Below are 22905 nucleotides of genomic sequence, written 5' to 3'. Positions count from 1 at the left end.
GCGCCAGCAGCGGGAGATGCCTATTCCTCGAAGTCCAGTTCCTCGGTCTCGCCCACCGCCGCGTCGGACGGCTCGGTCAGGGAACTTCCCACCAGCTCGTGCACGTTGATCGCGGCGGGGCTGGGCTTCTCCCGTCCCTGCACATAAGCCAAACGCTCGGCCGACAGATAGGTGAGTCGGACTGCTTGGATCACCAGCACGCGGCGAAGACCGTCCGACACCTCACCTCGCTCATGTGCCACCGCGGCAAGGCGGGAGATGGTCTCAGCCCGTCGGGCGATCCGGACGTCCGGATGGCCGCGTTCTTCGCGGGTCTGTTTGTTGATGAGGGGCCGCCTAATAGAAGGCGGCAGTTCGATGCGCGGCGAGCGCGGGGGGATCTTCTCGTTGAGAATGGCTTTGAACCGGCTGTCGTCGATTGCCTGGAGGTACGCGGAGTGCTCAACGGCGTTGAGTCGATCCTGTGCGACCTGCTTCATCAACTTGCGGGTCGCCAGATCCTTGCCCCTGAGCTGCTCGTCGAGCTGCTGAAACTCCCATAGCGGCCACATCTCAATCTCGGCGACTTCGAACACGTCGAGAATTCGCATGGCAACCGCGTCGGTGCGCTGGTTCGTGAGATGGCGCTTGACGCGGACACGGAGTGACTCATTGGTCTGCCCGACGTAGATGGGCTCGCCGTCGTAGTCGTAGAACGCGTAGCATCCCCATTTCGCCGACGACCATGCGCGTCCCTCGTCGTCGGTTTCGTCCAGCGCTAGGTTGAGCAGGCTGCGGAAGTCGCGAACCGAATCCGCTGGCAGTTTGTTCTTCGGCGGGCGCTGCGGCATGGCGGCTTGTCCTCAGGCGCTGACGACGGTCAATGCCTTGGCATTGGAGGAGGCGGGCCGCATCCGCCCGTCGACAAGCGGCATGAGGTAGTTCTCGGCGAGCCATCCGACGGCGGGCACGCACACGGCGTCGCCGAACCCGAACAGCACCTGGTTGTCCCGCAAGCCGGGCGGAAGCGCGTAGTCGCCGGCGCCCATCAGCCGCGCGTACTCCACACCCGTCATCCACCGGACTCGAAGGCGGCCGAAGCCGACCTCGACCAGGGCCTGCTTCGACGACCCACCCCGTGCGGTGCGCAGGCAGCCGGCGATGTCGTCGGAGCGGATCTCCCACATCGGCACGCCCTGGCGGGTGCGGCGATACGCCGTTCGATGCGAGACGGCCTCCGCTTCCCGCAGCACAGCCAAGCGCTCGGCCTGCACCGGGGAGAGGGACTGCTCGAACTTGGCGGTGCGCTCGTCATCCCACCAGGTGACCGCGTCGGAGTCGCCGTCCTCGACGATGTCCGAAAGGGTGCCGACATCGGAGATGTCGATGTCCGGCAACAACGCCTGATGCGTCTTCAAGGACGGGTCGCCGAACGGCGCGCGAAGCCATTCGGGCCGCAAGCGCGGATTCGCGCCGGGGTGGCTTTCCGGCGCATCGAGGGCGCCGACCAGGAAGAGCCGCGGCCGTGATTGCGGCACGAACCAACGCGCGTCCAGCGTCAGCACGTCAACGGAATAGCCGAGGCTGTTCAGCTCGGAAATCGCGGCCGCGAGGTCCTCGCCGCCATGGCTGGTCGCCAGGCCGACGACGTTCTCCAGGGTGACCACGGCCGGGCGCTTCTCCGCCGGCAGCTCGCGCAGCACCCGGGTGAACTCGTAGAACGTGGAGGACCGCTCGCCCTGCATGCCGGCTCGGGCACCGGCGAGCGACACGTCCACACAGGGCGACGAGGCCCAGGCGAGCGAGACATCCGGCGGCAGCTCGCTGCCCGTGACCTTGCGGACGTCGCCGAGCACGAAGTCGTGGTACGGGGTGTCGCCGAAGTTCGCCTCGTACATCTCGCGCTTGGCCGCCTCCAGGTCGTTGGACCACGAGATGGTGAACCCGGCGCGCTCCAAACCCATCCGGGCGAGCCCGATGCCGGCGAAGAACTCCACAGCGGTCGGACCCAGCGGCAGCTCGGCCTGCGTCGTGACCGCGGTCAGCTTCGGCTTCGACTTCGACACGGATGACACCCTAGGGAACTTACTCCTCGGGTGTGGGACCTCCGCCGGCGGGTCGCACAGTTGTTCGAGGTCACGCCGTCGGGCCCGGGACGGCCACGTGACCTACGGAACACGGTGGCCGGCGGGCGCCCGCCTCAGTCGTCCTGGGCGAGTTCGGGGTGGCGGAACACGTCGACGACCAAGCCCTCCACGTCGATCAGCTTCGGATCGGGCGGCGGATTGCCGGTTGCCTTGGCCAGCCGCACCGCGCTGAGGAAGGTCAACCTCGCCGCCTGCACCACCAGCGCGCGCCGCAGGCCGGTGGTGACATCGCCGCGCTCATAGGCCACGGCGGCGAGCCTCGAGATCGTCGCGGCGCGGCGGGCGATGCGGACGTCGTCGTGTGTCCGCTCGACCTCAGTGGCGCCGCGGGTCACCCTGAACCGCGTCGACGCGGGCAGCGGATCTAACGGGTCCATGACCTTCGGCAGCTTCTCATTGAGCACCGCGCTGAACCGGCTGTCCCAGATGGCCTGCTTGTAGATCGCGAACTCGAGGGCGTCGAGGTGCTTCTTGGCCTTGGGGAATCTGGCGGATGACCGGGTGACCTCCTGGTACTGCCAGAGCGGCCAGAGTTCGACCTCCGCGACCTCGAACACGTCGAGGATTCTCATGGCGACCGCGTCGGTTCGCTGGTTGGTGAGGTGGCGGCGGACCCGACCGCTGAGCAGCTCAAAGGTCTGCCCTATGTAGATGGGCTCGCCATCATAGTCGTAGAACGCATAACACCCCCACTTCGCGCCGCCCCACCTGCGCTTCTTTGCGTCCTTCTTGTCTAATCCGGCGGCGAGCGCTTCGTGGAACTCCAGGACAGACGCCGCGGCGGGGATGTCCGTGCTCGCCGCTCTTGATTGTGCCTTGGCCATCAAATTCCCCCAGTGGTCGGCGTCAATCCTAGGTGGCGACGGTCGGAACGCGCCAGAAGTCTTGCCCCGTCCGGCCGGGGCCGGCGCACCCCACACCCGAATGGAGTAGCGGGCCCGTGGCTGGCTCAGGTTCTGGGCTGCCCGCCGTTCCCCTGATTTTAGGGATTAGCGTTCTGGCGCTGAAACTGGACACGAGTCGTTGCTCGGATAACCGCAGGTCACGGGCTCGGTCTGGGTGGATATTGGAAAAGTGCCCCGCTCTCCGGTCGGAGGGGCTAACGTTTCACGCCGCAGAGGCTATGAGTCCCAGTGAGAACGTTGACGAGGTGGCGTCGCGGACGCCGCCAGTTCGTGCTGCCCTCAAAGTCGTGACGCGCGCCGCGCTCAGGTAGTTCGAGGTGATCGGTAAATGTCGACATGGAGTGAGCAAGTCCCCTCGGCGGGAGTGCTCGAGCTGCCCCCGGATCCGCGGGCGTTGGACGGTTTGGGAAGGAACCACTCCTTCGAGACCGCGTTGGCCGATCTGGTGGACAACTCGATCGACGCCGCGGCGACGAAGGTCGCGATCAGGATCGTGCTGAGGTCGGGCCGGCCGACCTGGCTGTGCGTCGTCGACAACGGGCGTGGCATGACGCCGTACGAGATCGACGGCGCGATGACCCTCGGCGGCCGAAGGGAGTACCGGTCGGACGATCTCGGCCGGTTCGGGCTCGGTCTCAAGGCTGCGTCGTTCAGCCAGGCGAGGAGCCTGACGGTGCTGTCCAAGGCCTCCGGCTGGGAGGCTGTCGGCCGACGATGGCAGCTGGACCGCAGCATGGACGGCTTCCACTGCGACTACGTGCCCGCGGAGTTCGCCGAGCGTGAGATCACCGGAGCGTGGGGGCTGCCCAGCGAGGACGCTTCCGGCACCGTCGTTCGATGGGACGAAGTCAGCGCGTTCCCGATGACCGAGGACTCCGTTCGGGTCGATGAGTTCCTGACGCGGACGGTGTCCACTGCCTGCTCGCATCTCGGCCTGGTGTTCCATCGGCATCTGGAGAGCCGGCGGGTGGCGATCACCGTGGAGATCCAGGACGTGGACAATCCCGGCGGCGGCACGCGCGTCGAGGTCACTCCGGTGAACCCCTTCGGGTACACGCGGTCGGGCAAGGCCGAATACCCTAAAAGCCTCGTCGCGACCAGCGGATCCTCGCGAATCGTGTTTCGGTGCCACATATGGCCTGGTAGAGCCAACACGCCGCAGTTCAAACTGCCGGCCGGGCCGATCGACAGCCAGGGACTGTACTTCTACCGCCGCGACCGGCTGCTGCACATCGGCGGCTGGGACGGAATCCACGCGCCGGACCGGCGCTTGCAGCTGGCGCGTGTCGAGGTCGACATCGACGACGACATCGCCGGGCTCTTCAAGATGAATCCGGAGAAGTCCAGGATTCTGGTCGGGCCCGAGTTCGGCAGCCTGTCCGAGGCGGCGCGGGCCGGTGACGGGACCTCGTTCACCGACTATCTGACGGTGGCCGAGGAAGTCTTTCGGGCGTCGCGCAAACGGAGCAATTCCCGCAAACCGATGATCCCGCCGGGCAAGGGGTTCCCGCCGAAGGTGCGAGACTCGATCGAGGACGAGATTCCGGCGATCCCCGGCGCGAAGCCCATCGACATCCGCTGGAAGCGCTTCAACGGCGAAAACTTCTTCGAGGTCGACCGGGAGGGGCGCACGCTGTGGTTGAACGGCGCCTATCGCGCGGCGCTGTCCGGCGGCCGACGTGGCGGCCTGAACGACCTGCCGATGATCAAAACGCTGCTGTACCTGGTCGTCGAGAACGTCTTCCAGGGTGAGTGGCTCGGCGTCAGGGACAGGGACAACATCGAGCTCTGGCAGGAGCTGCTGACCGTGGCGGCCAAGAGCGAACTCGCGAGCGCGAAAGAGTGATTTGAGTGAACTCTCCGGCCATGAGCAGCGAGCGGCATCTCTCCGCGGTGGGCTTCGAAGGCGAGCTCGCCGCGCACGCTCCGCTCGAAAGACCGATTCCAGGCAGCCCGAGCGCGTCCATTTTCATCACACCGGGCGCGGCGCCCGAGGCGGGGCTTCGGGTGGCCTGCGCTGCGGGCGCTCAAGCGTCGCCGATCGACCTCGAGCACGTGAAGACGAGGTCGGTGCGCCGGCGGGGCGAGGACTACCTGGAGATTGTCGTGTCGCGCGCCGATCTCTTCCTTGAGGCCTATCCGATGCTGTGCGCGGTCGCGGACCGGATCCAGGTGGACGCCCTGTCCTTCGACGAGGCGGTGGGACGCACGCTGCGCAGGATGGGGCAGCTGCTCCGTCGAGAGAGCGCCCTGACGACGGAACAGGAGATCGGCCTTGTCGGCGAGCTGCTCGTGTTCCTGGGGCTGGCCAACGAGCTTGGAGCCACCGAGGCCGCGCGGGCCTGGCACAGCGACTCCCTTGAGGAGCACGACTTCTCGGTGCGGGACACCGACATCGAGGTGAAGACGACCTCCGGCGAGCGCAGAACGCATTGGATCCAGTCGCTCACCCAGCTGGTCGAGTCGCCGGATCGGCCGTTGTGGCTGATCTCCCACCAGCTCACCAAGACCAGCGACACGGCCGGCTGGAGGCTGCCCAAGCTGATCGAGAGGGCCCGGCAGGCGATCGGCAGCGGCGTTGTCCGGGACGCGTTCGAAGCGCACCTGTTCGGCGCGGGCTGGCGCGAAGACTACGAGGAGACGTGCCGCACGCACTGGACTCGGCGAGCTCCGTCGCTCGCGTTCCTGGTCAAGGAGTCGTTTCCGCGGCTGACCGCGGACATGCTGCACGCGGCCGGCGCGTCGATGGATCGAGTGCAGGAAGTCAAGTACAAGCTGGATCTGAGCGAGGTTCTCGCCGACGCGCCGTCGCTCGGCTACCTCCAGTCCGCGTTGACCTACGGAGGACGGGCGTGAGCGACAGCCTGGTGGAGAGCTACCTGGCGGCCTTGGCGGCCATGAAGCGGGGCGGCCCAAGGGATCTGCATCGCAAGGCGGCCAGCGAGGCCGAGTACTTCGAGGCTGGGCTGAAGGTCGGCGACGGACCGCTTCGCGAGCACCTCGCGACGGCGCTGCCGGGGGACATGCTTCGCCGCACCCTGCACATATGTCTTGCGGACTGGGATTTCCTGCCGGCCGCCGTCGACTGGACGGAGGGAACGCAGCCGAACACCCGTGAACGGCGGGAGGTCGTGCTCCGCCGGCTCGACGTCGACGGCGAGACGTCGCGGCTGTTCCTGAAGCTGTTCCCGGTGGCGGACGCGGACGAGACCGTCGTCATCGCCAAGAGCTGGGAGCCCTGGTATTCCCGGGAGACGCTGGCCGAGCGCGGCTTCTACTGGAATCACTACAGCGATTACCTCCTGGAGAAGCGCGGTTGGGCTCCTGAGGCAGTGGCCAAGCTCGACGCCGCGACCGACCACGTCGTCGAGCGGCTCTCCGAGCCCACTCGGGACGAGGCGTACCAGGCGAAGGGGTTGGTCGTCGGCTACGTGCAGAGCGGCAAGACGGCGAACTTCACCGGTGTCGTGGCCAAGGCCATCGACGTGGGCTACCGGTTGATCATCGTGTTGACCGGCACGACCGAGGTGCTGCGCGACCAAACCCAACGCCGCCTGGACATGGAGCTGGTCGGCGAGGAGAACATCCTGCGCGGCATCAGCCCTTCGAACCACGACGCCCTCGATGCCGTCGACTACTACCACACCGAGGACTGGGCCAACGGCAAGTTCGTCCGCCACGGCCGTCAGCCGGCCGACCTCGGCAGTCCCGACATCCACCGGATGACCACCCACAAGTTCGACTACCGCAGCCTTCGGCAGGGGATCTCGGCGCTCGATTTCGAGCGCCGGGACCGAACCCGGCCGCTCTACGACCCGGCGAACCTGTTCACCTGCGACGCTCGTCTTGCGATTGTCAAGAAGAACAGCATGGTGCTGAAGAAGTTGGTGAACGACCTCGACGCGATCACCGCTCGGCTGACCGACATCCCCGTCCTGATCATCGACGACGAGTCGGACCAGGCCTCGGTCAACACCAGCAACCCGAAGAAGTGGGAGAGCGGCAAGAAGGAGCGCACGAGCATCAACTTCCTGATCTCCCAACTGCTGCGCATGCTGCCGAGGGCGCAGTACGTCGGCTACACGGCGACGCCCTTCGCGAACGTCTTCGTCGACCCGAGCGACGCCGAGGACATCTTCCCCCGTGACTTCCTGATCTCGTTGGAGCGGCCGGCCGGCTACATGGGCGCCGACGACTTCCACGACCTGGACTCGGAGATCCCGTGGAACGAGCGCACCTTCGAGAACTCGAAGGAGAAGGCGCATGTGCGGTTCGTCAGTGACGACAAGGCCGATGACATGCTTCAGGAGGCGATCGACGCCTTCGTGCTCACGGGTGCGATGAAGCTGTACCGTGAGGACCGTGGCGCGCCAGCCTACCGGCATCACACGATGCTCGTGCATGAAGGCATGAAAACCGACGTGCATCGTGACCAGGCGCTAGACATCAGAAGACTGTGGAACCAGGCTGGATATTTCTCGCCGTCGGGCGAGCGGCGACTGCGCTCCTTGTTCGAGAATGACATCTTGCCCGTCTCTGAAGCCCGGGCCAGCGACGATCCGAGGCCGAAGGACTACGGCGAGCTCAAGGACTACGTCTCGCGTGCCGTCCGCAGGATCAGCCCCAACGGGGACCCGGTGATTGTTGTCAACAGCGACCAGGCCCTTGAGCAAGAGGACCTGGACTTCGACCAGCGGTCGGTGTGGCGAATCCTCATCGGCGGCAACAAGCTCGCGCGGGGGTTCACGGTCGAGGGGCTGACCGTGTCGTACTACCTGCGCGCGACCAAGCAGGCGGACACGCTCATGCAGATGGGACGGTGGTTCGGCTTCCGGCGCGGATACCGTGATCTCGTGCGCCTGTACGTGACTCCTGACCTGCATGAGGCGTTCGAGTCCATCTGCCTCGACGAGGATCACTTCAGGCAGGAGCTCCGGCAGTACGCGCGTCCGGTCGACGGCGGACCGCAGATCACTCCGGCCGAGGTCCCGCCATTGGTCGCCTCGCACATGCTCAAGCCCACCGCCGCGGCCAAGATGTACAACGCTGTGCTCACTCAGCGGCGTTCGCCGGTGAAGGAGCCGAACCGGGGTTACCTGGACACCCGCGAGAAGGCCGCGTTGGCAGCCAATGTCCAGGCCTTCGAACCTATTCTGGCCACGCTCGAGCTTGGACCCGGGTTCCCGGGCCGAGGCGGGTTCTCCGCGTGGACGGGCCGTGTCGACCATCTGACCCTGCTGCGTGTGCTGGCCAAGCTCAAATGGGCTCACGACGACATCTTCCGAGCAGACCTGGCATGGCTGCGCACCCTGGGCCCGGAGCTTGTTCGAGACTGGGAGGTGATCATGCCTCAGGTCAAGACGACACGAACTGCCACTCTCGCCGGACACGGGCCGTTCAACTTGGTCGAGCGTAGCGCTCCCGAGCACCGAATCCGCGGCAACTCCACGCCCTCCCACCGTGTCCCAGCGGACGCGATCGCTCAAGCCGACCAGTCCCTGACCGGCGGCATGCTGCTGTACCCCATGGTGGACAACGAGGAGAAACGTTCGGCCTTGACGCCCGAGCAAGACCCTGACGGTGTGGTCATGGCTTTCTACCTGCGTGTGCCGAGCCGGGCCGAGCCCCGTGACAAGCGGCTGGTCACCTTCAGCACCAGGGATGCCTCCAAGCCGGCCTATCTGGTGCTGGACGAGTGAGTCGAAGCGTGGCTCCTGCCCGGCGGCAGGGGTGTCGGGCAGGAGCCACGGGGCGACGTCAGAAGGTGACGTCGGCGCAGGAGTAGAAGGCGTTGCCGGTGTCGGCTATGTCCCAGACACCGAGGATGAGGTGGCGGCCGGATTTGCCGGAGGGGAGCTTGCCGGGGATGGAGACGTCACCGGAGGGGCGTTGGCCGTTCCAGTTGGAGACGAGGAAGGGGGTGGGGTCGAGCTGGGCGCGGGTGAGGGGCTTGGTGGGGTCCCAGCCGTTCCTGGTGACGAAGTAGCGGAAATCGGTGGTGGCGTGGATGGCGGTGAAGTGCCAGGTGAAGGTGTAGGAGGCCCCGGAGGTGAGCTTGGTGGCGGGCCAGGTGCCGGAGCGGGGGTCGTCGAGCTGGGCGAAGCGGGCGATGCCGCCGGCGCAGATGGCGCCGTCGGCGGGACCGGCGGCGGGGAAGTTCTTGGGCCCCTCGACGGACTGGGGCTCGTACTGGATGTCGCCGCAGTTCGTGACGATGCCCTGGGCACACAGGGAGGAGCGGCTTACGGGGTTGGTGGTGTAGCCGTGGGCCTGGGCGGCGCCGGCGAAGAGCACGGGCAGGGCGACGGCGAGCGCGGCGAGCACGGGTAGGGCGAACCTCTTGCGCATGAACAGCCCCCATGGGTCGGCAGGGATCATGGCGCGGCGGCCGAAGTGGTATAGACCACTTGCCGAGTTCAGTATGGTGCCCTGACGAAAACCGTCGCAACGTCCGATTGGGCTACCGGGTGCGCAGGCCGTCGAAGGCGATTGTGCACACAGCGTCAGCGATCGAGGCGCCGGAGCGGGGGCGGTACCACTCGATCAGCGAATTGACCATGCCGAACAGCAGCCTGGCGGTGACGGCTGGCTCAACATCGGTGCGGACGTCGCCCTCGGCCTCGGCCTGCTTGACGAGATCGGTGACCAGACGATCGAACTCCTTGCGCCGGGCGACGGCGGCGCGTTCGATCTTGGTGTTGCCGCGGGCCCGCAGCAGCAGGGTGACGAACGGCAGGCGGTCGACGAGCACGCCGATGCTGCCGCGCACCACATGCTCGAGCCGGTCGATGGCCCGCCCGTCCATGGCCTGGGCCTCCTCGGCCACCGCGAACAAGCCGTCGAGGGCCCGGTCCATGGCCAGCCGCAGCAGTTCCTCCTTGCCGCTGACATGGTGGTAGATGGCGGACTTGGTGATGCCGAGCTTGCGCGAGAGCTCCTCCATCGAGGTGGCCTCGTACCCGCGCTCGTTGAACACCTTCACCGCGACGGCCAGCAGCGACTCCTGGTCGTACCCGGGCCGACCCCGGCGGGGCGCTGGCTCCACGGCGTTCTCCCAACCCTTGCGAACTGACCGAATGGCCGGTTAATAATAGCGTGCCGACGCCCGAAGGAGAGCCGCCATGCCGGAAGTGTTTCTCGTCGACGGAGTGCGCACGGCGCAGGGCCGCTACGGCGGCGCGCTGGCCAAGGAGCGCCCGGACGACCTGGCGGGTCTCGTGGTGGCCGAGGCGGTCCGCCGGGCCAACGCCCCGGCCGAGGCGATCGACGAGGTGATCCTCGGCGCGGCCAACCAGGCCGGCGAGGACAACCGCAACGTGGCCCGGATGGCGGTGCTGCTGGCCGGCCTGCCCGAGCACGTCCCCGGTTACACGGTGAACCGCCTGTGCGCCAGCGGGTTGACGGCGGTCGCCTCGGCAGCGCAGGCGATCCGCTCGGGCGAGGCGGACCTGGTGGTCGCCGGCGGCGTGGAGTCGATGACCCGCGCCCCGTGGGTGATGGCCAAGCCGGGCACCCCGTGGGCCCGCCCCGGTGAGGTGAGCGACACCTCGCTGGGCTGGCGCTTCACCAATCCCCGCTACGACAAGCAGACCACGCTGACCATGGGGGAGACGGCCGAGGAGGTCGCGGCCCTGGACGGCATCAGCCGCGAGGACAGCGACCTGTTCGCCTTGCGCAGCCACCAGAAAGCCGTCAAGGCCATCGAGAACGGCCATTTCGCCGGGGAAATCGTGTCGGTGGGCGACTTCGCCACCGACGAGGGACCGCGGCCGACGACCACTGTGGACAAACTCGCCACGCTGAAGACGGTGTTCCGCAAGGACGGCGTGGTCACGGCCGGCTCCTCGTCCCCGCTGTCGGACGGCGCGGCGGCGCTGGTGCTGGCCAGCGAGGAAGCGGTGAAGCGGCACAATCTCACGCCGCGAGCCCGGGTGATCGCCAGCGCCTCGGCCGGCGTCGCCCCGCGCGTGATGGGCCTGGGCCCGGTGCCGGCGACGGAGAAGCTGTTGTCCCGCACCGGACTCCGGGTCGACGACCTGGACGCGGTCGAGCTGAACGAGGCGTTCGCGGTGCAGAGCCTGGCGGTGATCCGCCGGCTGAAGCTGGACGAGGAGAAGGTCAACGCCGACGGCGGCGCCATCGCGCTGGGCCATCCGCTGGGCTGCTCGGGCGCGCGGCTGGTCGTCACCCTGTTGGGGCGGCTGGAGCGCGAGCAGGGTCGGCGCGGCCTGGCTACGTTGTGCGTGGGGGTCGGTCAGGGCGTGGCAATGCTCGTGGAAAGGGTCTGACGTGCGGGTAGCGGTGGTCGGCGGCGGCCGGATGGGGTCCGGCATCGCCCAGGTGTTCGCGACGGTCGGCGCCGACGTGACGGTGGTGGAGAGCGACACCATCGCCGCCAAGGCCGCCTTGACACGGGTCGAGACGGGCCTGCGTCGCGCCGCCGAGCGCGGCAAGCTGGAGGGCTCGGTGACGCAGGTGCTGTCCCGGGTCGACTTCGTCACCGAGATCCCGGCGCTGCCCAAGGACGCCGACCTGGTGGTGGAGGCGGTGCCCGAGGCCCCGGAGCTGAAGGTCCGCGTGCTCACGGCGGTGGAGCTGGCGGTGTCGACCGAGACGGTGGTGGCCACCAACACCAGCTCGCTGTCGGTGGCCGAGCTGGGCGCCGTGCTGGTGCACCCGGGCCGGTTCGTGGGCATGCACTTCTTCAACCCGGTGCCGGTGTCCAAGCTGGTGGAGATCGTGGTGGGCCCGCACACCCGGGACGACGTGCGGGACAAGGCCCTGGAGTGGGTGAAGCTGCTGGGCAAGGCCGATGTGGTGGTCCGCGACTCGCCGGGCTTCGCCACCAGCCGGCTGGGCGTGATGCTCGGCCTGGAGGCGATCCGCATGCTGGAGGAGGGCGTCACCGACGCCGAATCCATCGACCGGGCCATGGAGCTGGGCTACGGCCACCCGATGGGCCCGCTGCGCTCCACCGACCTGGTCGGCCTGGACGTGCGGCTGGCCATCGCCGAGTACCTGGAGCGCACGCTGGGCGACCGGTTCGCCCCGCCGAAGCTGCTGCGGGAGAAGGTGGAGCGGGGCGAACTGGGCCGCAAGTCGGGCCAGGGTTTCTACGCCTGGAACTGACTACTTGCCGTGGAAGGTGACGGGCTGCTTGGCCAGGAACGACTCCACGGCGCCCTGGTGGTCGGCGGTCAGGCCCAGCCGGGCCTGCGCCGCCGCCTCCGCGGCCAGCACGTCGGCCAGCGGGGGCTGGAAGCTCGCATGCAAGGCCGCCTTCGCTTCGGCGAAGGCGACGGTGGGGCCGGCGGCCAGTCGGGTGGCCAGCGCCCGGACCGCGTCCGCGAACTCGGCGTCCGGCACGACCTTGCCGACCACTCCCCACTCCAGGGCCTGCGCGGCGGTGAACGGCTCGCCGAGCAGCACCAGCTCGCTGGCCCTGGCCAGACCGACGGCGCGCGCCAGCGTGGCCGAGAGGCCGGAGTCGCAGGTCAGGCCGATGGCCGTGAATGCGGTGGCGAACTTGGCCGACTCGGCGGCGATCCGCAGGTCGCAGGCCAGGGCGATGCCCAGCCCGGCGCCGACGCATGTGCCGTTGACGGCGGCCAGCACCGGCTTGGGCAGGGCGGCCAGCGCCGACACGAGCGGGTTGTAGTCGTCGCCCACGATGTGCAGCGCCGTCGACGGGTCGGCCCGCAGCGCCTCGGCGTGCTGGGCCAGGTCCTGGCCGGCGCAGAAGGCCCGTCCTGAACCGGTGAGTACAACGGCCCGCACGGTGTCGTCGGCCCGGACCTGCTCGACGGCGGCCTTGAGCTCCTGCCGCATCTCGATGGTGAGCGCGTTGCGCCGGGCCTGGGCATCCAGGGTGATGGTCGCGACTGCGCCGTCCACGTCGACCGAAACGGTTTCCCCATCCATGGACACACGCTAGCATCTATACCGAACGGACGGTAAGTAATTCGGTCGCGAGAGGGTGCTGAGATGGCTCTGCTGCGCAGCTATGTCAACGGCCGGTGGCACACGCCCACGGCCGACGGCCAGCCGCTGCACGACGCGGTGACCGGCGAGGAGGTGTGCACGGTCTCCTCGGCCGGCGTCGACTTCGCCGCCGCCCTCGAGCACGGCCGCCGCGTGGGCGGCCCGGCGCTGCGTGCGCTGACCTTCCACCAGCGGGCCGCCCTGCTCAAGACGGTCGCCTCCATGCTGCGCGAGCACCGCGAGGAGCTGTACGCGCTGTCCGCGCGCACCGGCGCCACCAAGACCGACTCGATGGTCGACATCGATGGCGGCATCGGCGTGCTGTTCAGCTACTCCAGCAAGGGCCGCCGCGAGCTGCCCAACGACACCGTCTTCGTGGACGGCGACGTGGAGCCGCTCGGCAAGGCCGGCACCTTCCTCGGCCAGCACATCCACACCCCGCTGCGCGGGGTGGCCGTGCAGATCAACGCCTTCAACTTCCCGATGTGGGGGCCGCTGGAGAAGTTCGGCCCGGCCTTCGTCGCCGGCGTGCCGACGCTGATCAAGCCGGCCAGCCAGACCGCCTACCTGACCGCCCGCATGGTCGAGCTGATCATCGAGTCGGGGCTGCTGCCGGAGGGCTCGCTCCAGTTCGTCGCGGGCAGCGCCGGCGACCTGCTCGACCACCTCACCGAGCAGGACCTGGTCGGCTTCACCGGCTCCGCCTCCACCGCGCAGCGGCTGCGCTCGCACCCGGTCGTGGTGAACCGGTCGGTACGGTTCAACGCCGAAGCCGACTCCCTGAACTGCTCGGTGCTTGGCCCGGACGCCAAGCCCGGCACCACCGAGTTCGACCTGTACGTGAAGCAGCTGGTCAGCGAGATGACCGTGAAGGCCGGCCAGAAGTGCACGGCCATCCGTCGCGCCTTCGTGCCGGCCGAGCTGATCGACGCGGTGGCTGAGGCGGCGTCCGAGCGGCTGGCCAAGGTCAAGGTGGGCAACCCCCTGGCCGAGGGGGTCCGGATGGGCGCCCTGGCCAGCCTTGAGCAGCGCGAGGAGGTCCGGCGCTCGCTGAAGGGCCTGCTGGAGGCCGGCCGCGTGGTGTTCGGCGACCCCGACAAGGTGGACCTGGTCGACGCTGACGCCACCAAGGGCGCATTCATGTCACCGGTGCTGCTCCGCGCCGACGACGCCGACCTGCCGCAGCCGCACGAGGTCGAGGCTTTCGGTCCGGTCAGCACGCTGCTGCCGTACACCTCGACCGAGCACGTGATCGAGCTGGCCGCCCGCGGCCAGGGCAGCCTGGTCGGCTCGGTCGTCACCGGCGACGCCGACTTCGCCCGCGAGGTCGTGCTGGGCGTCGCCCCGTGGCACGGCCGCCTGCTCGTGCTGGACGCCGACGACGCCAAGGAGTCCACCGGCCACGGCTCCCCGCTGCCGATGCTGGTGCACGGCGGCCCCGGCCGGGCCGGCGGCGGCGAGGAGATGGGCGGCATCCGCGGCGTCCTGCACCACATGCAGCGCACCGCGATCCAGGCCAGCCCCAAGGTGCTCAGCAAGGTCACCAACCGCTGGGTGGCCGGCGCCGACCGCACCGTCGACGGCGTGCACCCGTTCCGGAAGTCGTTGGCGCAGCTGAAGATCGGCGACACCGTGGTGGCCGGCCCGCGGGCGGTGTCCCTTGCGGACATCGAGCACTTCGCCGAGTTCACCGGCGACACCTTCTACGCCCACATGGACGAGGAAGCCGCCAAGGCTAACCCGTTCTTCGAGGGTCGGGTCGCCCATGGCTACCTGATCGTCTCGTTCGCCGCCGGCCTGTTCGTGTCGCCCGAGCCCGGGCCGGTGCTGGCCAACTACGGCCTGGAGAACCTGCGCTTCCTGACGCCGGTGAACCCGGGCGACGAGCTGACCGTGACGTTGACCGCCAAGCAGATCACCCCGCGCGAGGCCAACGACTACGGCGAGGTCCGCTGGGACGCGGACGTGACCAACCAGAACGGCGAGTCCGTGGCCAAATACGACGTGTTGACCCTGGTGGCGAAAAATGACTGATCTGCGACAACACTTCGAGGACACCATCGCGGCCGACCACCGGATCGAGCCGCGGGACTGGGTGCCGGACGGCTACCGCAAGACGATGATCCGCCAGATCGCGCAGCACGCGCACTCGGAGATCATCGGCATGCAGCCGGAGGGCGAGTGGATCACCCGCGCGCCTTCCTTGCGGCGCAAGGCGATTCTGCTGGCCAAGGTGCAGGACGAGGCCGGGCACGGGCTCTACCTGTACTCGGCGGCCGAGACGCTGGGCGCCGACCGCGGCGAGCTGACCGAGATGCTGATCTCCGGACGGCAGAAGTACTCGTCCATCTTCAACTACCCGACGCTGACCTTCGCCGACGTCGGCGTGATCGGCTGGCTGGTGGACGGCGCGGCGATCTGCAACCAGGTTCCGTTGTGCCGCAGCTCGTACGGGCCGTACGCGCGGGGCATGATCCGCATCTGCAAGGAGGAGTCGTTCCACCAGCGGCAGGGCTACGAGCTGTTGCTCACGCTGATGCGCGGCACCCAGGCCCAGCGGGACATGGTGCAGGACGCGGTCAACCGCTGGTGGTGGCCGTCGCTGATGATGTTCGGCCCGCCCGACGACTCCTCGCCCAACACCGCGCAGTCGATGGCGTGGAAGATCAAGCGGCACACCAACGACGAGCTGCGCCAGCGGTTCGTCGACATGAGCGTTCCTCAGGCCGAGAAGCTCGGGGTGACGCTGCCGGACCCGGACCTGAAGTGGAACGAGGAGCGGCAGCACCACGACTTCGGGGCGATCGACTGGGACGAGCTCAAGCGCGTGATCTCCGGCGACGGGCCGTGCAACGCCGAGCGCATCGCCAACCGGCGTCGGGCCCACGAGGACGGCGACTGGGTCCGTGAGGCCGCGATCGCCCACGCCGCGAAGAACTCCGGAAAGGCGGCGGTGGCATGAGCCGGAACAGTTGGCCGCTGTACGAGGTTTTTGTCCGCGGCAAGCGGGGTCTGAACCACGTGCACGTCGGATCGCTGCACGCGGCCGACGACGAGATGGCCGTGCACAACGCCCGCGATCTCTACACCCGCCGCAACGAGGGTGTGAGCATCTGGGTCGTGAAGGCCGCCGACATCACCGCGTCCAGCCCGGACGAGAAGGACCCGTTCTTCGAGCCCAGCGGCGACAAGGTGTACCGGCACCCGACGTTCTACGAGATCCCCGACGACGTCCCCCACATGTGAGCAGGCGGCCATGTTCGACAACGCTTACGAGGCCCTGGGTTCCGATGGTGACGCCCGCTGGGCCTTCGGGACCGGCTTCGCCGACCCACTGTCCGGTATGGACACCACCGTTCCGTCCGATGTGGACGCCGAGCGGCTGGCGGCGTACTGCCTGATGCTGGCCGACGACGCCCTGGTGATGTCGCACCGGTTGCAGGAGTGGTGCACGCGGGCGCCGGAGCTGGAGGACGAGGTCGCCCTGGCCAACATCGGGCTGGACCTGTTGGGGCAGGCCAGGTTGCTGCTGACCCGGGCCGGCAAGGCCGACGGCAGCGAGCGTTCCGACGACGACTACGCGTTCCTGCGGGACGCGCCGGAGTACCGGAACGTGCGGCTGGTCGAGTTGCCGAACGGGGACTTCGCCTTCTCCATGGCCCGGCTGCTGGCGTTCAGCACGTGGCGGCTGGCGTTGTTGCAGCGCCTGGTGTTGTCGGCGGACCCGGTGTTGGCCGCGATCGCGGCCAAGGGCGTCAAGGAGGTCACGTACCACCGTGACTACGCGGCGCAGTGGGTGGTGCGGCTCGGCGACGGCACCCCGCTGTCGCACGAGCGCATGCAGGCCGGATTGGCGGCGGTGTGGCCGTATGTCGGCGAATTGTTCGCCGCGCACCCGTCCGACATGGTCGATCCGGTGCTGGTCCGGGACGAGTTCGACGCCGTGATCACCCAGGTGCTCGACGCCGCCGGGCTGGCGCAGCCGGAATCCGTTGGCCCGGTTGAGATTCTGGGCCGCGACGGCTCGCACACCGAGTCGCTGGCCGAGATGCTGGCCGTGATGCAGAGCGTCGCGCGGGCCCATCCGGGTGCGACATGGTGACCGCGCAGGCCGTCGCCGAGACGGTGACCGACCCCGAACTGCCGATGCTGACCCTGGCCGAGCTGGGCGTGCTGCGGTCCGTCGTGGACGAAGGCGACCGGGTGGTCGTGGCCATCACCCCGACCTACACCGGTTGCCCGGCAATGGATGCCATGCGCGACGACCTCGACCACCGGCTGCACGAGGCCGGCTACCGGCAGGTGGAGATCAAGGTCGTGCTGGAGCCGGCCTGGACAACCGACTGGATCACCGAGTCCGGGCGGCGCAAGCTGGCCGAGGCCGGCATCGCCCCGCCCGGCGCCGCGCCTCGGCGTCCGGCCGGCCCGATTCCGTTGACCCTCGGGCCATCCATGCGGGTGGTGGCCTGCCCGCGCTGCGGAAGTGCCGACACCGTCGAGCTTTCCGGGTTCAGCGCGACCGCGTGCAAGGCGCTGCGGCAGTGCCGGTCCTGCGCCGAACCTTTCGAGCACGTCAAGGAGATCTGAGTGGCCACCACGTTTCACGCGCTCACGGTGTCCGAAGTGGAGCGACTGTGCGATGACGCCGTCGCCGTCACCTTCGACGTGCCCGGCGAGCTGACCGACCTGTACGCGTTCCGACCCGGGCAGTCGCTGACGCTGCGCCGGGAGATCGACGGCCGTGAGGAGCGGCGCTCGTACTCCATCTGCGCCCCGGCCGGCGCCAAGCCGCGCATCGGCGTGCGCGAGGTGCCCGGCGGGGCCTTCTCGCCGTGGCTCGTGCACGAGGTGCGGGCCGGCGACCGCATCGAGGTGCTGCCGCCGAGCGGGTCGTTCAGCCCCGACCTCGATGTGCCCGGCCATCACGTGCTGATCGCCGCCGGCAGCGGCATCACGCCGATCCTGTCGATCGCCTCCTCGGTGCTGGGCAAGTCGTCCGCGACGCTGCTGTACGGCAACCGGCGCACCGACTCCGTGATGTTCGCCGACGAGCTCGCCGACCTCAAGGACGCCAACCGGGAGAACCTCGACCTGGTGCACGTGCTGTCCCGGGAGCCGCGCGAGGCCGAGCTGTTCACCGGCCGTCTCGACGCCGACAAGCTTCGGGCCCTGCTGCCCGCGCTGCTCGACGTGGCCGAGGTCGACCACTGGTGGCTGTGTGGGCCGTACGGCATGGTCACCGACGCCCAGGCCGTGCTCGCCGAGCTCGGCGTGCCTCGGGAGCGGGTGCACCAGGAGCTGTTCTTCGTCGACGACCTGCCGCCCGAGCCCGTCCGGCACGCCGAGCCCGGCGTCGAGGGCCCCAGCTCATCGGTCAAGGTCCAGCTCGACGGCCGCACCACCGACGTCACGCTGCCCCGCGACGTGACCATTCTCGAGGGGGCTCAGCGGGTTCGCCCCGACCTGCCCTTCGCCTGCAAGGGCGGCGTCTGCGGCACCTGCCGCGCCCGCGTCGTCACCGGCGACGTGGACATGCGCCGCAACTTCGCCCTCGAACCCGCCGAGGTCGCCGCCGGCTTCGTCCTCACCTGCCAGACCTTCCCCACCTCCGACCACATCGAGATCGACTTCGACGCCTGACCGAGCAGCCCCCGAATCAATCCAACCAGGCGAACCTGGCAACGCCGGGCCGGCGCTCTCCCGGCTGCTCGCGACTGGTCCGTTCGGGGCGGCTCGACTCGTGGCGCCGTGCGGCAGCCGGATTGCCAGGTTCGGGGTCTAGCGTGGATTCGGGGGCTGCCTTCGACTCGGGTGTGCGACGATGCCCCCGGTTTCGATCCAACCAGGCGAACCTGGCAGTGCCGGGCCGGCGCCGGGTGGCGAGCTGCCCGGCCGGGGCTGCCCGGCCGGGGCTGCCCGGCCGGGGCTGCCAGGTTTGGGGCTGCCAGGTTTGGGGCGTAGCGTGGATTCGGGGGCTGCTCGGCGCCGATCGCCCACGGCAGATTCATTCATTCGGTGTGCGGCTGAGCGTGACTCGCGGGGGTCGGGAAGTCGATCATGGTGGGGTGAGGCTCGCCAAGGCGGTCAGTGATGTGCTGGACCCGAAGAACGTGGTGGTCGCGGGGCTGGTGGTGATCGGGTGGCGCACGGGCGGACCGACGGGGCTGGCCTGGGCGTTGCTGGCGGTGGTGTTCGCGGGAGTGGTGCCGGGGGTGGTGATCCGGCTGGGCATCGCCCGGGGCAGCTGGCACGACCCGCACGTCCGCACCCGGCAGGCGAGGCTGGTGGTGATCCCGCTGGTGATGGTGTCGGTGGGCGGCTGCATCGTCCTGTTCGCGCTGCTGGGGGCGCCGCCGATCCTGGTGGGGGCCCTGATCGCGATGATGACGGTGCTGGTCCCGCTCTTCCTGGTGACGCTGGCCTGGAAGGTGAGCGTGCACGCGGCGGTGGGCAGCGGGGCGGTGACGGCGTTCGCGGCGCTGATCAGCCCCTGGTGGATGCTGGGATTCGCGGCGGTGGCGGCGGTGGGCTGGTCGCGGGTGGTGCTCAAGGAGCACACGGTGGCCCAGACGATCGTGGGGGCGCTGATCGGGGTGGCGGCGACGGGCTCGGCGATCCTCCTGCTTGGACAGTGGTGAGCGGCGGAAAAGAGTCACGCGTGGGCCCGGCCGGCCCGTGTCACGATGAGGGTCGTGGCACTGGAGTGCACCTTCGCCGAGCTGGACGCCGTGGGGGAGGCGTTGGGGCTCACGCTCCGTCGATTCCCGTTCACGTTTCCGTATTACGGCAACGGCATCAACCGAACAGCCTTGCAGGCCAAGGTGGGAGCGAGCCTCGCACGGCGGGGACTGTTGCGGGACAACAGGTTCGTGCCCGAGCTGCACGAGACGTTGACGCTGTTCGGCACGGGCGAGCCGGCGGTCGGGCTGCTCGGCTCGGCCGGGGCGGAGCAGCTCACGGCACTGGGAGTGTTCGGTGTGGACCGCGGCGTGCTCGCGACCCGGCGCGACGAGGCCATCCGCTTCGAGTTCGTGCCCTGTGACGAGATCGTGCCGGCGCTGGTCGGGCGCTTGCCGGCCATGGCCGGTGCGCACGGCGAGCCGAACGGGCAGCCGCGGCTGGGCGGGGGATCGTTCGTGCTCGACGGCCACTGCATCGGCTGGGTCGACACGGAGGCGGGCCGGCATCTGGCGGTGACCAGCCGCGGGGAGGACGGGCGGACCCGGATCGAGTACTCGCCGGGCGACGGAGCGGCGCTGGAACGGCGGCTGCGGCTGGCCTTAGCTTAGGCTAACCTAAGGCAATGCTGAAGCAGTACAAGCTGGTCACGGTGACCGGCGCGCGTCAGGTCACGCCGCGCACCCGGCGGCTCACCTTCGGCGGCCCGGAGCTGGCCGACTTCACCGACGTGGCGCCGGACCAGCAGGTCAAGCTGTTCTTCGGACGCAACGGCGAGCCGCGGCCCTGGGTGCCGCAGCCGGCCGCGGACGGCGATGTGATGCGCTGGTACCGGTCGTACATGGCGATGCCGGAGGACATCCGGCCGTGGATGCGGGCCTACTCGGTGCGCGAGCATCGCGCCGAGGCAGCCGAGATCGACATCGACTTCTTCCTGCACGAGGACGGCTGCGGCCCGGCGACGAGCTGGGCCGCGGCCGCCGAGCCGGGCGACGTGGTGGGCCTGCTCGGCCCGTCGCCGAGCCAGCTGGCCGAGCCCGGCCCGTACGACTGGCGGCTGTTCGCCGGCGACCAGAGCGCGCTACCGGCCATCGCCGCCTCGCTGGCCGCGCTGCCGGCCGGCGCGAAAGCCTTGGCCTACATCGAGGTTGCCGACGAGCACGAGGTGCAGGAGCTGGCCCGTCCGTCCGGTGTCGACGTCCGCTGGGTCCACAGTGGACTGGTCGACGCGGTGCGGGACGCCGAGTTCCCGGCCGGTCCGGTGTACGCCTGGCTGGCCGGCGAGGCCTCGGTGGTCAAGGCCCTGCGTCGGCATCTGATCGGCGAGCGCGGCGTGGCCAGGGCCATGATCGCCTTCAGCGGCTACTGGCGGGTCAACGCCACCCAGGAGGAGATCGACATGTCCTGAGCCCGTCGCACCTCTTCCTCGGGATGTAGTACACCTGCTACATTCTGTCCGAGACATTGGACAGGGGGAGGGGTTCATGAGCGTGCTCGACGTTCGTGACCTGCGGATGCGCTACGGCACGGCCGATGTGCTGACCGGGGTCACGTTCCAGGCCCACCGGGGGGAGGTGCTCGCCCTGCTCGGACCGAACGGGGCGGGCAAGACCACGACGATCGAGATCCTGGAGGGATTCAGGAAGCGCTCGGCCGGCGAGGTCAGCGTGCTGGGCATGGACCCGGCACGCGCGGATGAACAGTGGCGCGCCAGGCTGGGGGTAGTGCTCCAGTCCTGGCGCGACCACCGCCACTGGCGGGTGCGCGAACTGCTCGCACACCTCGCCCGGTACTACCGGCCCTATCGCACGCCGTGGCCGACGGGCGAGCTGATCGAACGGGTCGGCCTGGCCGCCCACGCCGACCAGCGGATCAGCACGCTGTCCGGCGGCCAGCGGCGCCGGCTCGACGTGGCCGTCGGCATCGTCGGCCGGCCGGAGCTGCTGTTCCTGGACGAGCCCACGGCCGGCTTCGATCCCGAGTCACGGCGCGACTTCCACGACTTCGTGCACGAGCTGTCCGACTTCGAGGACACCACCATCGTGCTCACCACCCACGACCTGGCCGAGGCCGAGAAGCTGGCCGACCGGATCCTGATCCTGGCCGGCGGCAAGGTGATCGCCGACGGCTCGCCCGACGCCCTGTCGCGCCGGGTGGACGCGGCCACCGAGGTGCGGTGGACCCGGCACGGCGAGCGGTTCGTGCATCCCAGCACCGAGCCCACGGCGTTCGTGCGGGAGCTGCTCGCCCAGTACGGCGAGGAGATCGCCGATGTCGAGGTGCGCCGGGCCAGCCTGGAGGACACGTACATGGCGCTGGTGCGGGACTTCGAGTCCGGCGCCGGCGAGGCGGCCGTGCGCCAGTTCGAGGAGGTGACCCGGTGAACGCGATCAGGCTCGGGCTGGTCCGCGGCCGCATCGAGCTGCGGCACATGTTCACCATTCCGGCGGAGATCCTCCAGTTGTTCCTGCCGGTCACCGTTTTCATGGCGGTGATCGCGTTTCTGCGCTACGTCCCGGTGGGCGGCAGCACGGTGTCCCTGGGCGCGATGATGCTGACGGGCGTGATCGGCTCGAGCCTGACCTCCAGCGGCCTGACCCTGATGAGCACGGGCCTGGCCGCCGACCGGGAGGACGGCACGCTGCTGCGGGCCAAGGCGCTGCCCAACGGCATGGCGGCCTACCTGACCGGGAAGACCTTGGTCGCCTCTGTTTTCGCGCTGGTGGCGGTGGTGATCCTGCTGGTGTACGGGCTGCTGCTGTTCGACGACGTGGCCTTGCGCGGCGGCAGCGGTTGGCTGAAGCTCGTGCTGGTGACCGTGTTGGGGCTGTTCGCGACGCTGCCCATCGGCGGCGTGCTCGGCTCGCTGTTCCCCAACGCCCGCGTGTCCGTCGTCATCTCCATCCCGATCCTGGCGCTGACCGGCGTGTCCGGCATCCTGTTCCCGATCACCGTGCTGCCCGAGTGGGTGCAGTGGATTGCGCAGGTGTTCCCGATGTACTGGCTGGGCCTGGGAATGCGGTCCGCGCTGCTGCCCGATTCGGCGCTGGTGGTGGAGATCGGGCACTCGTGGCGGGACTGGCAGACTTTCGCGGTGCTCGGCGCGTGGGCGCTGCTGGGACTGGTCCTGGCCCCGACCGTGCTGCGGCGCATGACCCGGCGCGGCACGGGCGCCCCGATCCGAAAGGCGACACGGCGAGTTGGCTGAGGCACGG

General features: G+C 69.1%; 22 protein-coding genes. 16 read left to right on the top strand and 6 right to left on the bottom strand.

Going from position 1 to position 22905, the window contains the following annotated elements; translation table 11 throughout:
* Positions 1-20 precede the first annotated feature (20 nt).
* The 3 genes from ACIG5F_RS13655 to ACIG5F_RS13645 form a co-directional block, all read right to left on the bottom strand.
* Positions 21-830: a GIY-YIG nuclease family protein gene (locus tag ACIG5F_RS13655; protein WP_396517963.1), complete on the bottom strand. Its 810-nt coding sequence runs from the start codon at positions 828-830 to the stop codon at positions 21-23.
* Between the two features lie 12 nt (positions 831-842).
* On the bottom strand, positions 843-2045 hold the full coding sequence (locus ACIG5F_RS13650; protein ID WP_396517962.1) for a DNA cytosine methyltransferase: 1203 nt from the start codon (positions 2043-2045) through the stop codon (positions 843-845).
* Between the two features lie 134 nt (positions 2046-2179).
* Positions 2180-2950: a GIY-YIG nuclease family protein gene (locus ACIG5F_RS13645; RefSeq protein ID WP_396517961.1), complete on the bottom strand. Its 771-nt coding sequence runs from the start codon at positions 2948-2950 to the stop codon at positions 2180-2182.
* A 445-nt stretch (positions 2951-3395) separates the two neighbouring features.
* Between ACIG5F_RS13645 and ACIG5F_RS13640 the strand changes: the two genes are divergently transcribed.
* Genes ACIG5F_RS13640 through ACIG5F_RS13630 form a run of 3 tightly spaced genes read left to right on the top strand, consistent with a single transcriptional unit; the run spans position 3396 to position 8730 of the window.
* The gene (locus ACIG5F_RS13640; RefSeq protein WP_396517960.1) at positions 3396-4877 is read left to right on the top strand and encodes an ATP-binding protein; all 1482 of its coding nucleotides are present in this window, start codon (positions 3396-3398) and stop codon (positions 4875-4877) included.
* A 20-nt stretch (positions 4878-4897) separates the two neighbouring features.
* On the top strand, positions 4898-5887 hold the full coding sequence (locus ACIG5F_RS13635; RefSeq protein ID WP_396517959.1) for a PD-(D/E)XK motif protein: 990 nt from the start codon (positions 4898-4900) through the stop codon (positions 5885-5887).
* Positions 5884-8730, top strand: a complete 2847-nt coding sequence (locus tag ACIG5F_RS13630; protein WP_396517958.1) for a Z1 domain-containing protein — start codon at positions 5884-5886, stop codon at positions 8728-8730. Before ACIG5F_RS13635 ends, ACIG5F_RS13630 begins: the two co-directional genes overlap by 4 nt.
* A gap of 58 nt (positions 8731-8788) precedes the next feature.
* Here ACIG5F_RS13630 and ACIG5F_RS13625 read toward each other — a convergent pair whose 3' ends face one another.
* A complete protein-coding gene (locus ACIG5F_RS13625; RefSeq protein WP_396517957.1) occupies positions 8789-9379 on the bottom strand; it encodes a lytic polysaccharide monooxygenase in 591 nt (196 codons plus the stop codon).
* Positions 9380-9491: 112 nt separating this feature from the next.
* The gene (locus tag ACIG5F_RS13620; protein ID WP_396517956.1) at positions 9492-10076 is read right to left on the bottom strand and encodes a TetR/AcrR family transcriptional regulator; all 585 of its coding nucleotides are present in this window, start codon (positions 10074-10076) and stop codon (positions 9492-9494) included.
* Between the two features lie 76 nt (positions 10077-10152).
* Between ACIG5F_RS13620 and ACIG5F_RS13615 the strand changes: the two genes are divergently transcribed.
* Together ACIG5F_RS13615 and ACIG5F_RS13610 are read left to right on the top strand one after the other, a co-directional pair.
* A complete protein-coding gene (locus ACIG5F_RS13615; protein ID WP_396517955.1) occupies positions 10153-11319 on the top strand; it encodes a thiolase family protein in 1167 nt (388 codons plus the stop codon).
* Position 11320: 1 nt separating this feature from the next.
* Positions 11321-12160, top strand: a complete 840-nt coding sequence (locus tag ACIG5F_RS13610) for a 3-hydroxyacyl-CoA dehydrogenase family protein (protein ID WP_396517954.1) — start codon at positions 11321-11323, stop codon at positions 12158-12160.
* Here ACIG5F_RS13610 and ACIG5F_RS13605 read toward each other — a convergent pair whose 3' ends face one another.
* A complete protein-coding gene (locus tag ACIG5F_RS13605) occupies positions 12161-12952 on the bottom strand; it encodes an enoyl-CoA hydratase/isomerase family protein (RefSeq protein ID WP_396517953.1) in 792 nt (263 codons plus the stop codon).
* A gap of 63 nt (positions 12953-13015) precedes the next feature.
* Here ACIG5F_RS13605 and paaZ point away from each other — a divergent pair, with 63 nt between their 5' ends.
* The 11 genes from paaZ (at position 13016) to ACIG5F_RS13550 (ending at position 22898) form a co-directional block, all read left to right on the top strand.
* Positions 13016-15046, top strand: coding sequence for a phenylacetic acid degradation bifunctional protein PaaZ (gene paaZ / locus ACIG5F_RS13600; protein ID WP_396517952.1), 2031 nt, complete (start codon positions 13016-13018; stop codon positions 15044-15046).
* A complete protein-coding gene (gene paaA / locus ACIG5F_RS13595) occupies positions 15039-15974 on the top strand; it encodes a 1,2-phenylacetyl-CoA epoxidase subunit PaaA (RefSeq protein ID WP_396517951.1) in 936 nt (311 codons plus the stop codon). The genes paaZ and paaA overlap by 8 nt, the downstream gene beginning before the upstream one ends.
* On the top strand, positions 15971-16258 hold the full coding sequence (gene paaB, locus ACIG5F_RS13590; protein ID WP_396517950.1) for a 1,2-phenylacetyl-CoA epoxidase subunit PaaB: 288 nt from the start codon (positions 15971-15973) through the stop codon (positions 16256-16258). The genes paaA and paaB overlap by 4 nt, the downstream gene beginning before the upstream one ends.
* A 10-nt stretch (positions 16259-16268) precedes the next feature.
* Positions 16269-17114, top strand: a complete 846-nt coding sequence (paaC, locus tag ACIG5F_RS13585) for a 1,2-phenylacetyl-CoA epoxidase subunit PaaC (RefSeq protein WP_396517949.1) — start codon at positions 16269-16271, stop codon at positions 17112-17114.
* On the top strand, positions 17108-17599 hold the full coding sequence (gene paaD / locus ACIG5F_RS13580; protein WP_396517947.1) for a 1,2-phenylacetyl-CoA epoxidase subunit PaaD: 492 nt from the start codon (positions 17108-17110) through the stop codon (positions 17597-17599). The genes paaC and paaD overlap by 7 nt, the downstream gene beginning before the upstream one ends.
* Positions 17600-18652: a 1,2-phenylacetyl-CoA epoxidase subunit PaaE gene (gene paaE, locus ACIG5F_RS13575; RefSeq protein ID WP_396517946.1), complete on the top strand. Its 1053-nt coding sequence runs from the start codon at positions 17600-17602 to the stop codon at positions 18650-18652.
* A 425-nt stretch (positions 18653-19077) separates the two neighbouring features.
* The gene (locus ACIG5F_RS13570) at positions 19078-19650 is read left to right on the top strand and encodes a hypothetical protein (protein WP_396517945.1); all 573 of its coding nucleotides are present in this window, start codon (positions 19078-19080) and stop codon (positions 19648-19650) included.
* Between the two features lie 54 nt (positions 19651-19704).
* Positions 19705-20301 carry an ESX secretion-associated protein EspG gene (locus tag ACIG5F_RS13565; RefSeq protein WP_396517944.1) on the top strand — a complete coding sequence of 199 codons (597 nt, stop codon included), beginning with the start codon at positions 19705-19707 and terminating at the stop codon, positions 20299-20301.
* 14 nt (positions 20302-20315) lie between these two features.
* Positions 20316-21098 (top strand): siderophore-interacting protein, encoded by a 783-nt coding sequence (locus tag ACIG5F_RS13560; RefSeq protein WP_396517943.1) that lies wholly within the window; start codon positions 20316-20318, stop codon positions 21096-21098.
* A gap of 76 nt (positions 21099-21174) precedes the next feature.
* A complete protein-coding gene (locus tag ACIG5F_RS13555; protein WP_396517942.1) occupies positions 21175-22074 on the top strand; it encodes an ABC transporter ATP-binding protein in 900 nt (299 codons plus the stop codon).
* Positions 22071-22898: an ABC transporter permease gene (locus tag ACIG5F_RS13550; RefSeq protein WP_396517941.1), complete on the top strand. Its 828-nt coding sequence runs from the start codon at positions 22071-22073 to the stop codon at positions 22896-22898. The genes ACIG5F_RS13555 and ACIG5F_RS13550 overlap by 4 nt, the downstream gene beginning before the upstream one ends.
* The last annotated feature ends 7 nt before the right edge of the window (positions 22899-22905 follow it).

It is taken from the genome of Kutzneria sp. NPDC052558, assembly GCF_044547355.1.
In the GTDB taxonomy this organism is placed as follows: domain Bacteria; phylum Actinomycetota; class Actinomycetes; order Mycobacteriales; family Pseudonocardiaceae; genus Kutzneria.
Note: the sequence above shows the minus strand (reverse complement) of the source record. Positions and strands in the feature narration are given on the sequence as shown.

What these genes read in the sequence shown, in the direction of transcription:
- paaA (WP_396517951.1), top strand. Translation starts at nt 15,039, where the DNA reads ATGACTGATCTGCGACAACACTTCGAGGACACCATCGCGGCCGACCAC.
- paaC (WP_396517949.1), top strand. Translation starts at nt 16,269, where the DNA reads ATGTTCGACAACGCTTACGAGGCCCTGGGTTCCGATGGTGACGCCCGC.
- paaZ (WP_396517952.1), top strand. Translation starts at nt 13,016, where the DNA reads ATGGCTCTGCTGCGCAGCTATGTCAACGGCCGGTGGCACACGCCCACG.
- paaD (WP_396517947.1), top strand. Translation starts at nt 17,108, where the DNA reads ATGGTGACCGCGCAGGCCGTCGCCGAGACGGTGACCGACCCCGAACTG.
- ACIG5F_RS13625 (WP_396517957.1), bottom strand. Translation starts at nt 9,379, where the DNA reads ATGCGCAAGAGGTTCGCCCTACCCGTGCTCGCCGCGCTCGCCGTCGCC.
- paaB (WP_396517950.1), top strand. Translation starts at nt 15,971, where the DNA reads ATGAGCCGGAACAGTTGGCCGCTGTACGAGGTTTTTGTCCGCGGCAAG.
- ACIG5F_RS13555 (WP_396517942.1), top strand. Translation starts at nt 21,175, where the DNA reads ATGAGCGTGCTCGACGTTCGTGACCTGCGGATGCGCTACGGCACGGCC.
- ACIG5F_RS13560 (WP_396517943.1), top strand. Translation starts at nt 20,316, where the DNA reads ATGCTGAAGCAGTACAAGCTGGTCACGGTGACCGGCGCGCGTCAGGTC.
- ACIG5F_RS13645 (WP_396517961.1), bottom strand. Translation starts at nt 2,950, where the DNA reads ATGGCCAAGGCACAATCAAGAGCGGCGAGCACGGACATCCCCGCCGCG.
- ACIG5F_RS13605 (WP_396517953.1), bottom strand. Translation starts at nt 12,952, where the DNA reads ATGGATGGGGAAACCGTTTCGGTCGACGTGGACGGCGCAGTCGCGACC.
- ACIG5F_RS13655 (WP_396517963.1), bottom strand. Translation starts at nt 830, where the DNA reads ATGCCGCAGCGCCCGCCGAAGAACAAACTGCCAGCGGATTCGGTTCGC.
- ACIG5F_RS13635 (WP_396517959.1), top strand. Translation starts at nt 4,898, where the DNA reads ATGAGCAGCGAGCGGCATCTCTCCGCGGTGGGCTTCGAAGGCGAGCTC.
- ACIG5F_RS13615 (WP_396517955.1), top strand. Translation starts at nt 10,153, where the DNA reads ATGCCGGAAGTGTTTCTCGTCGACGGAGTGCGCACGGCGCAGGGCCGC.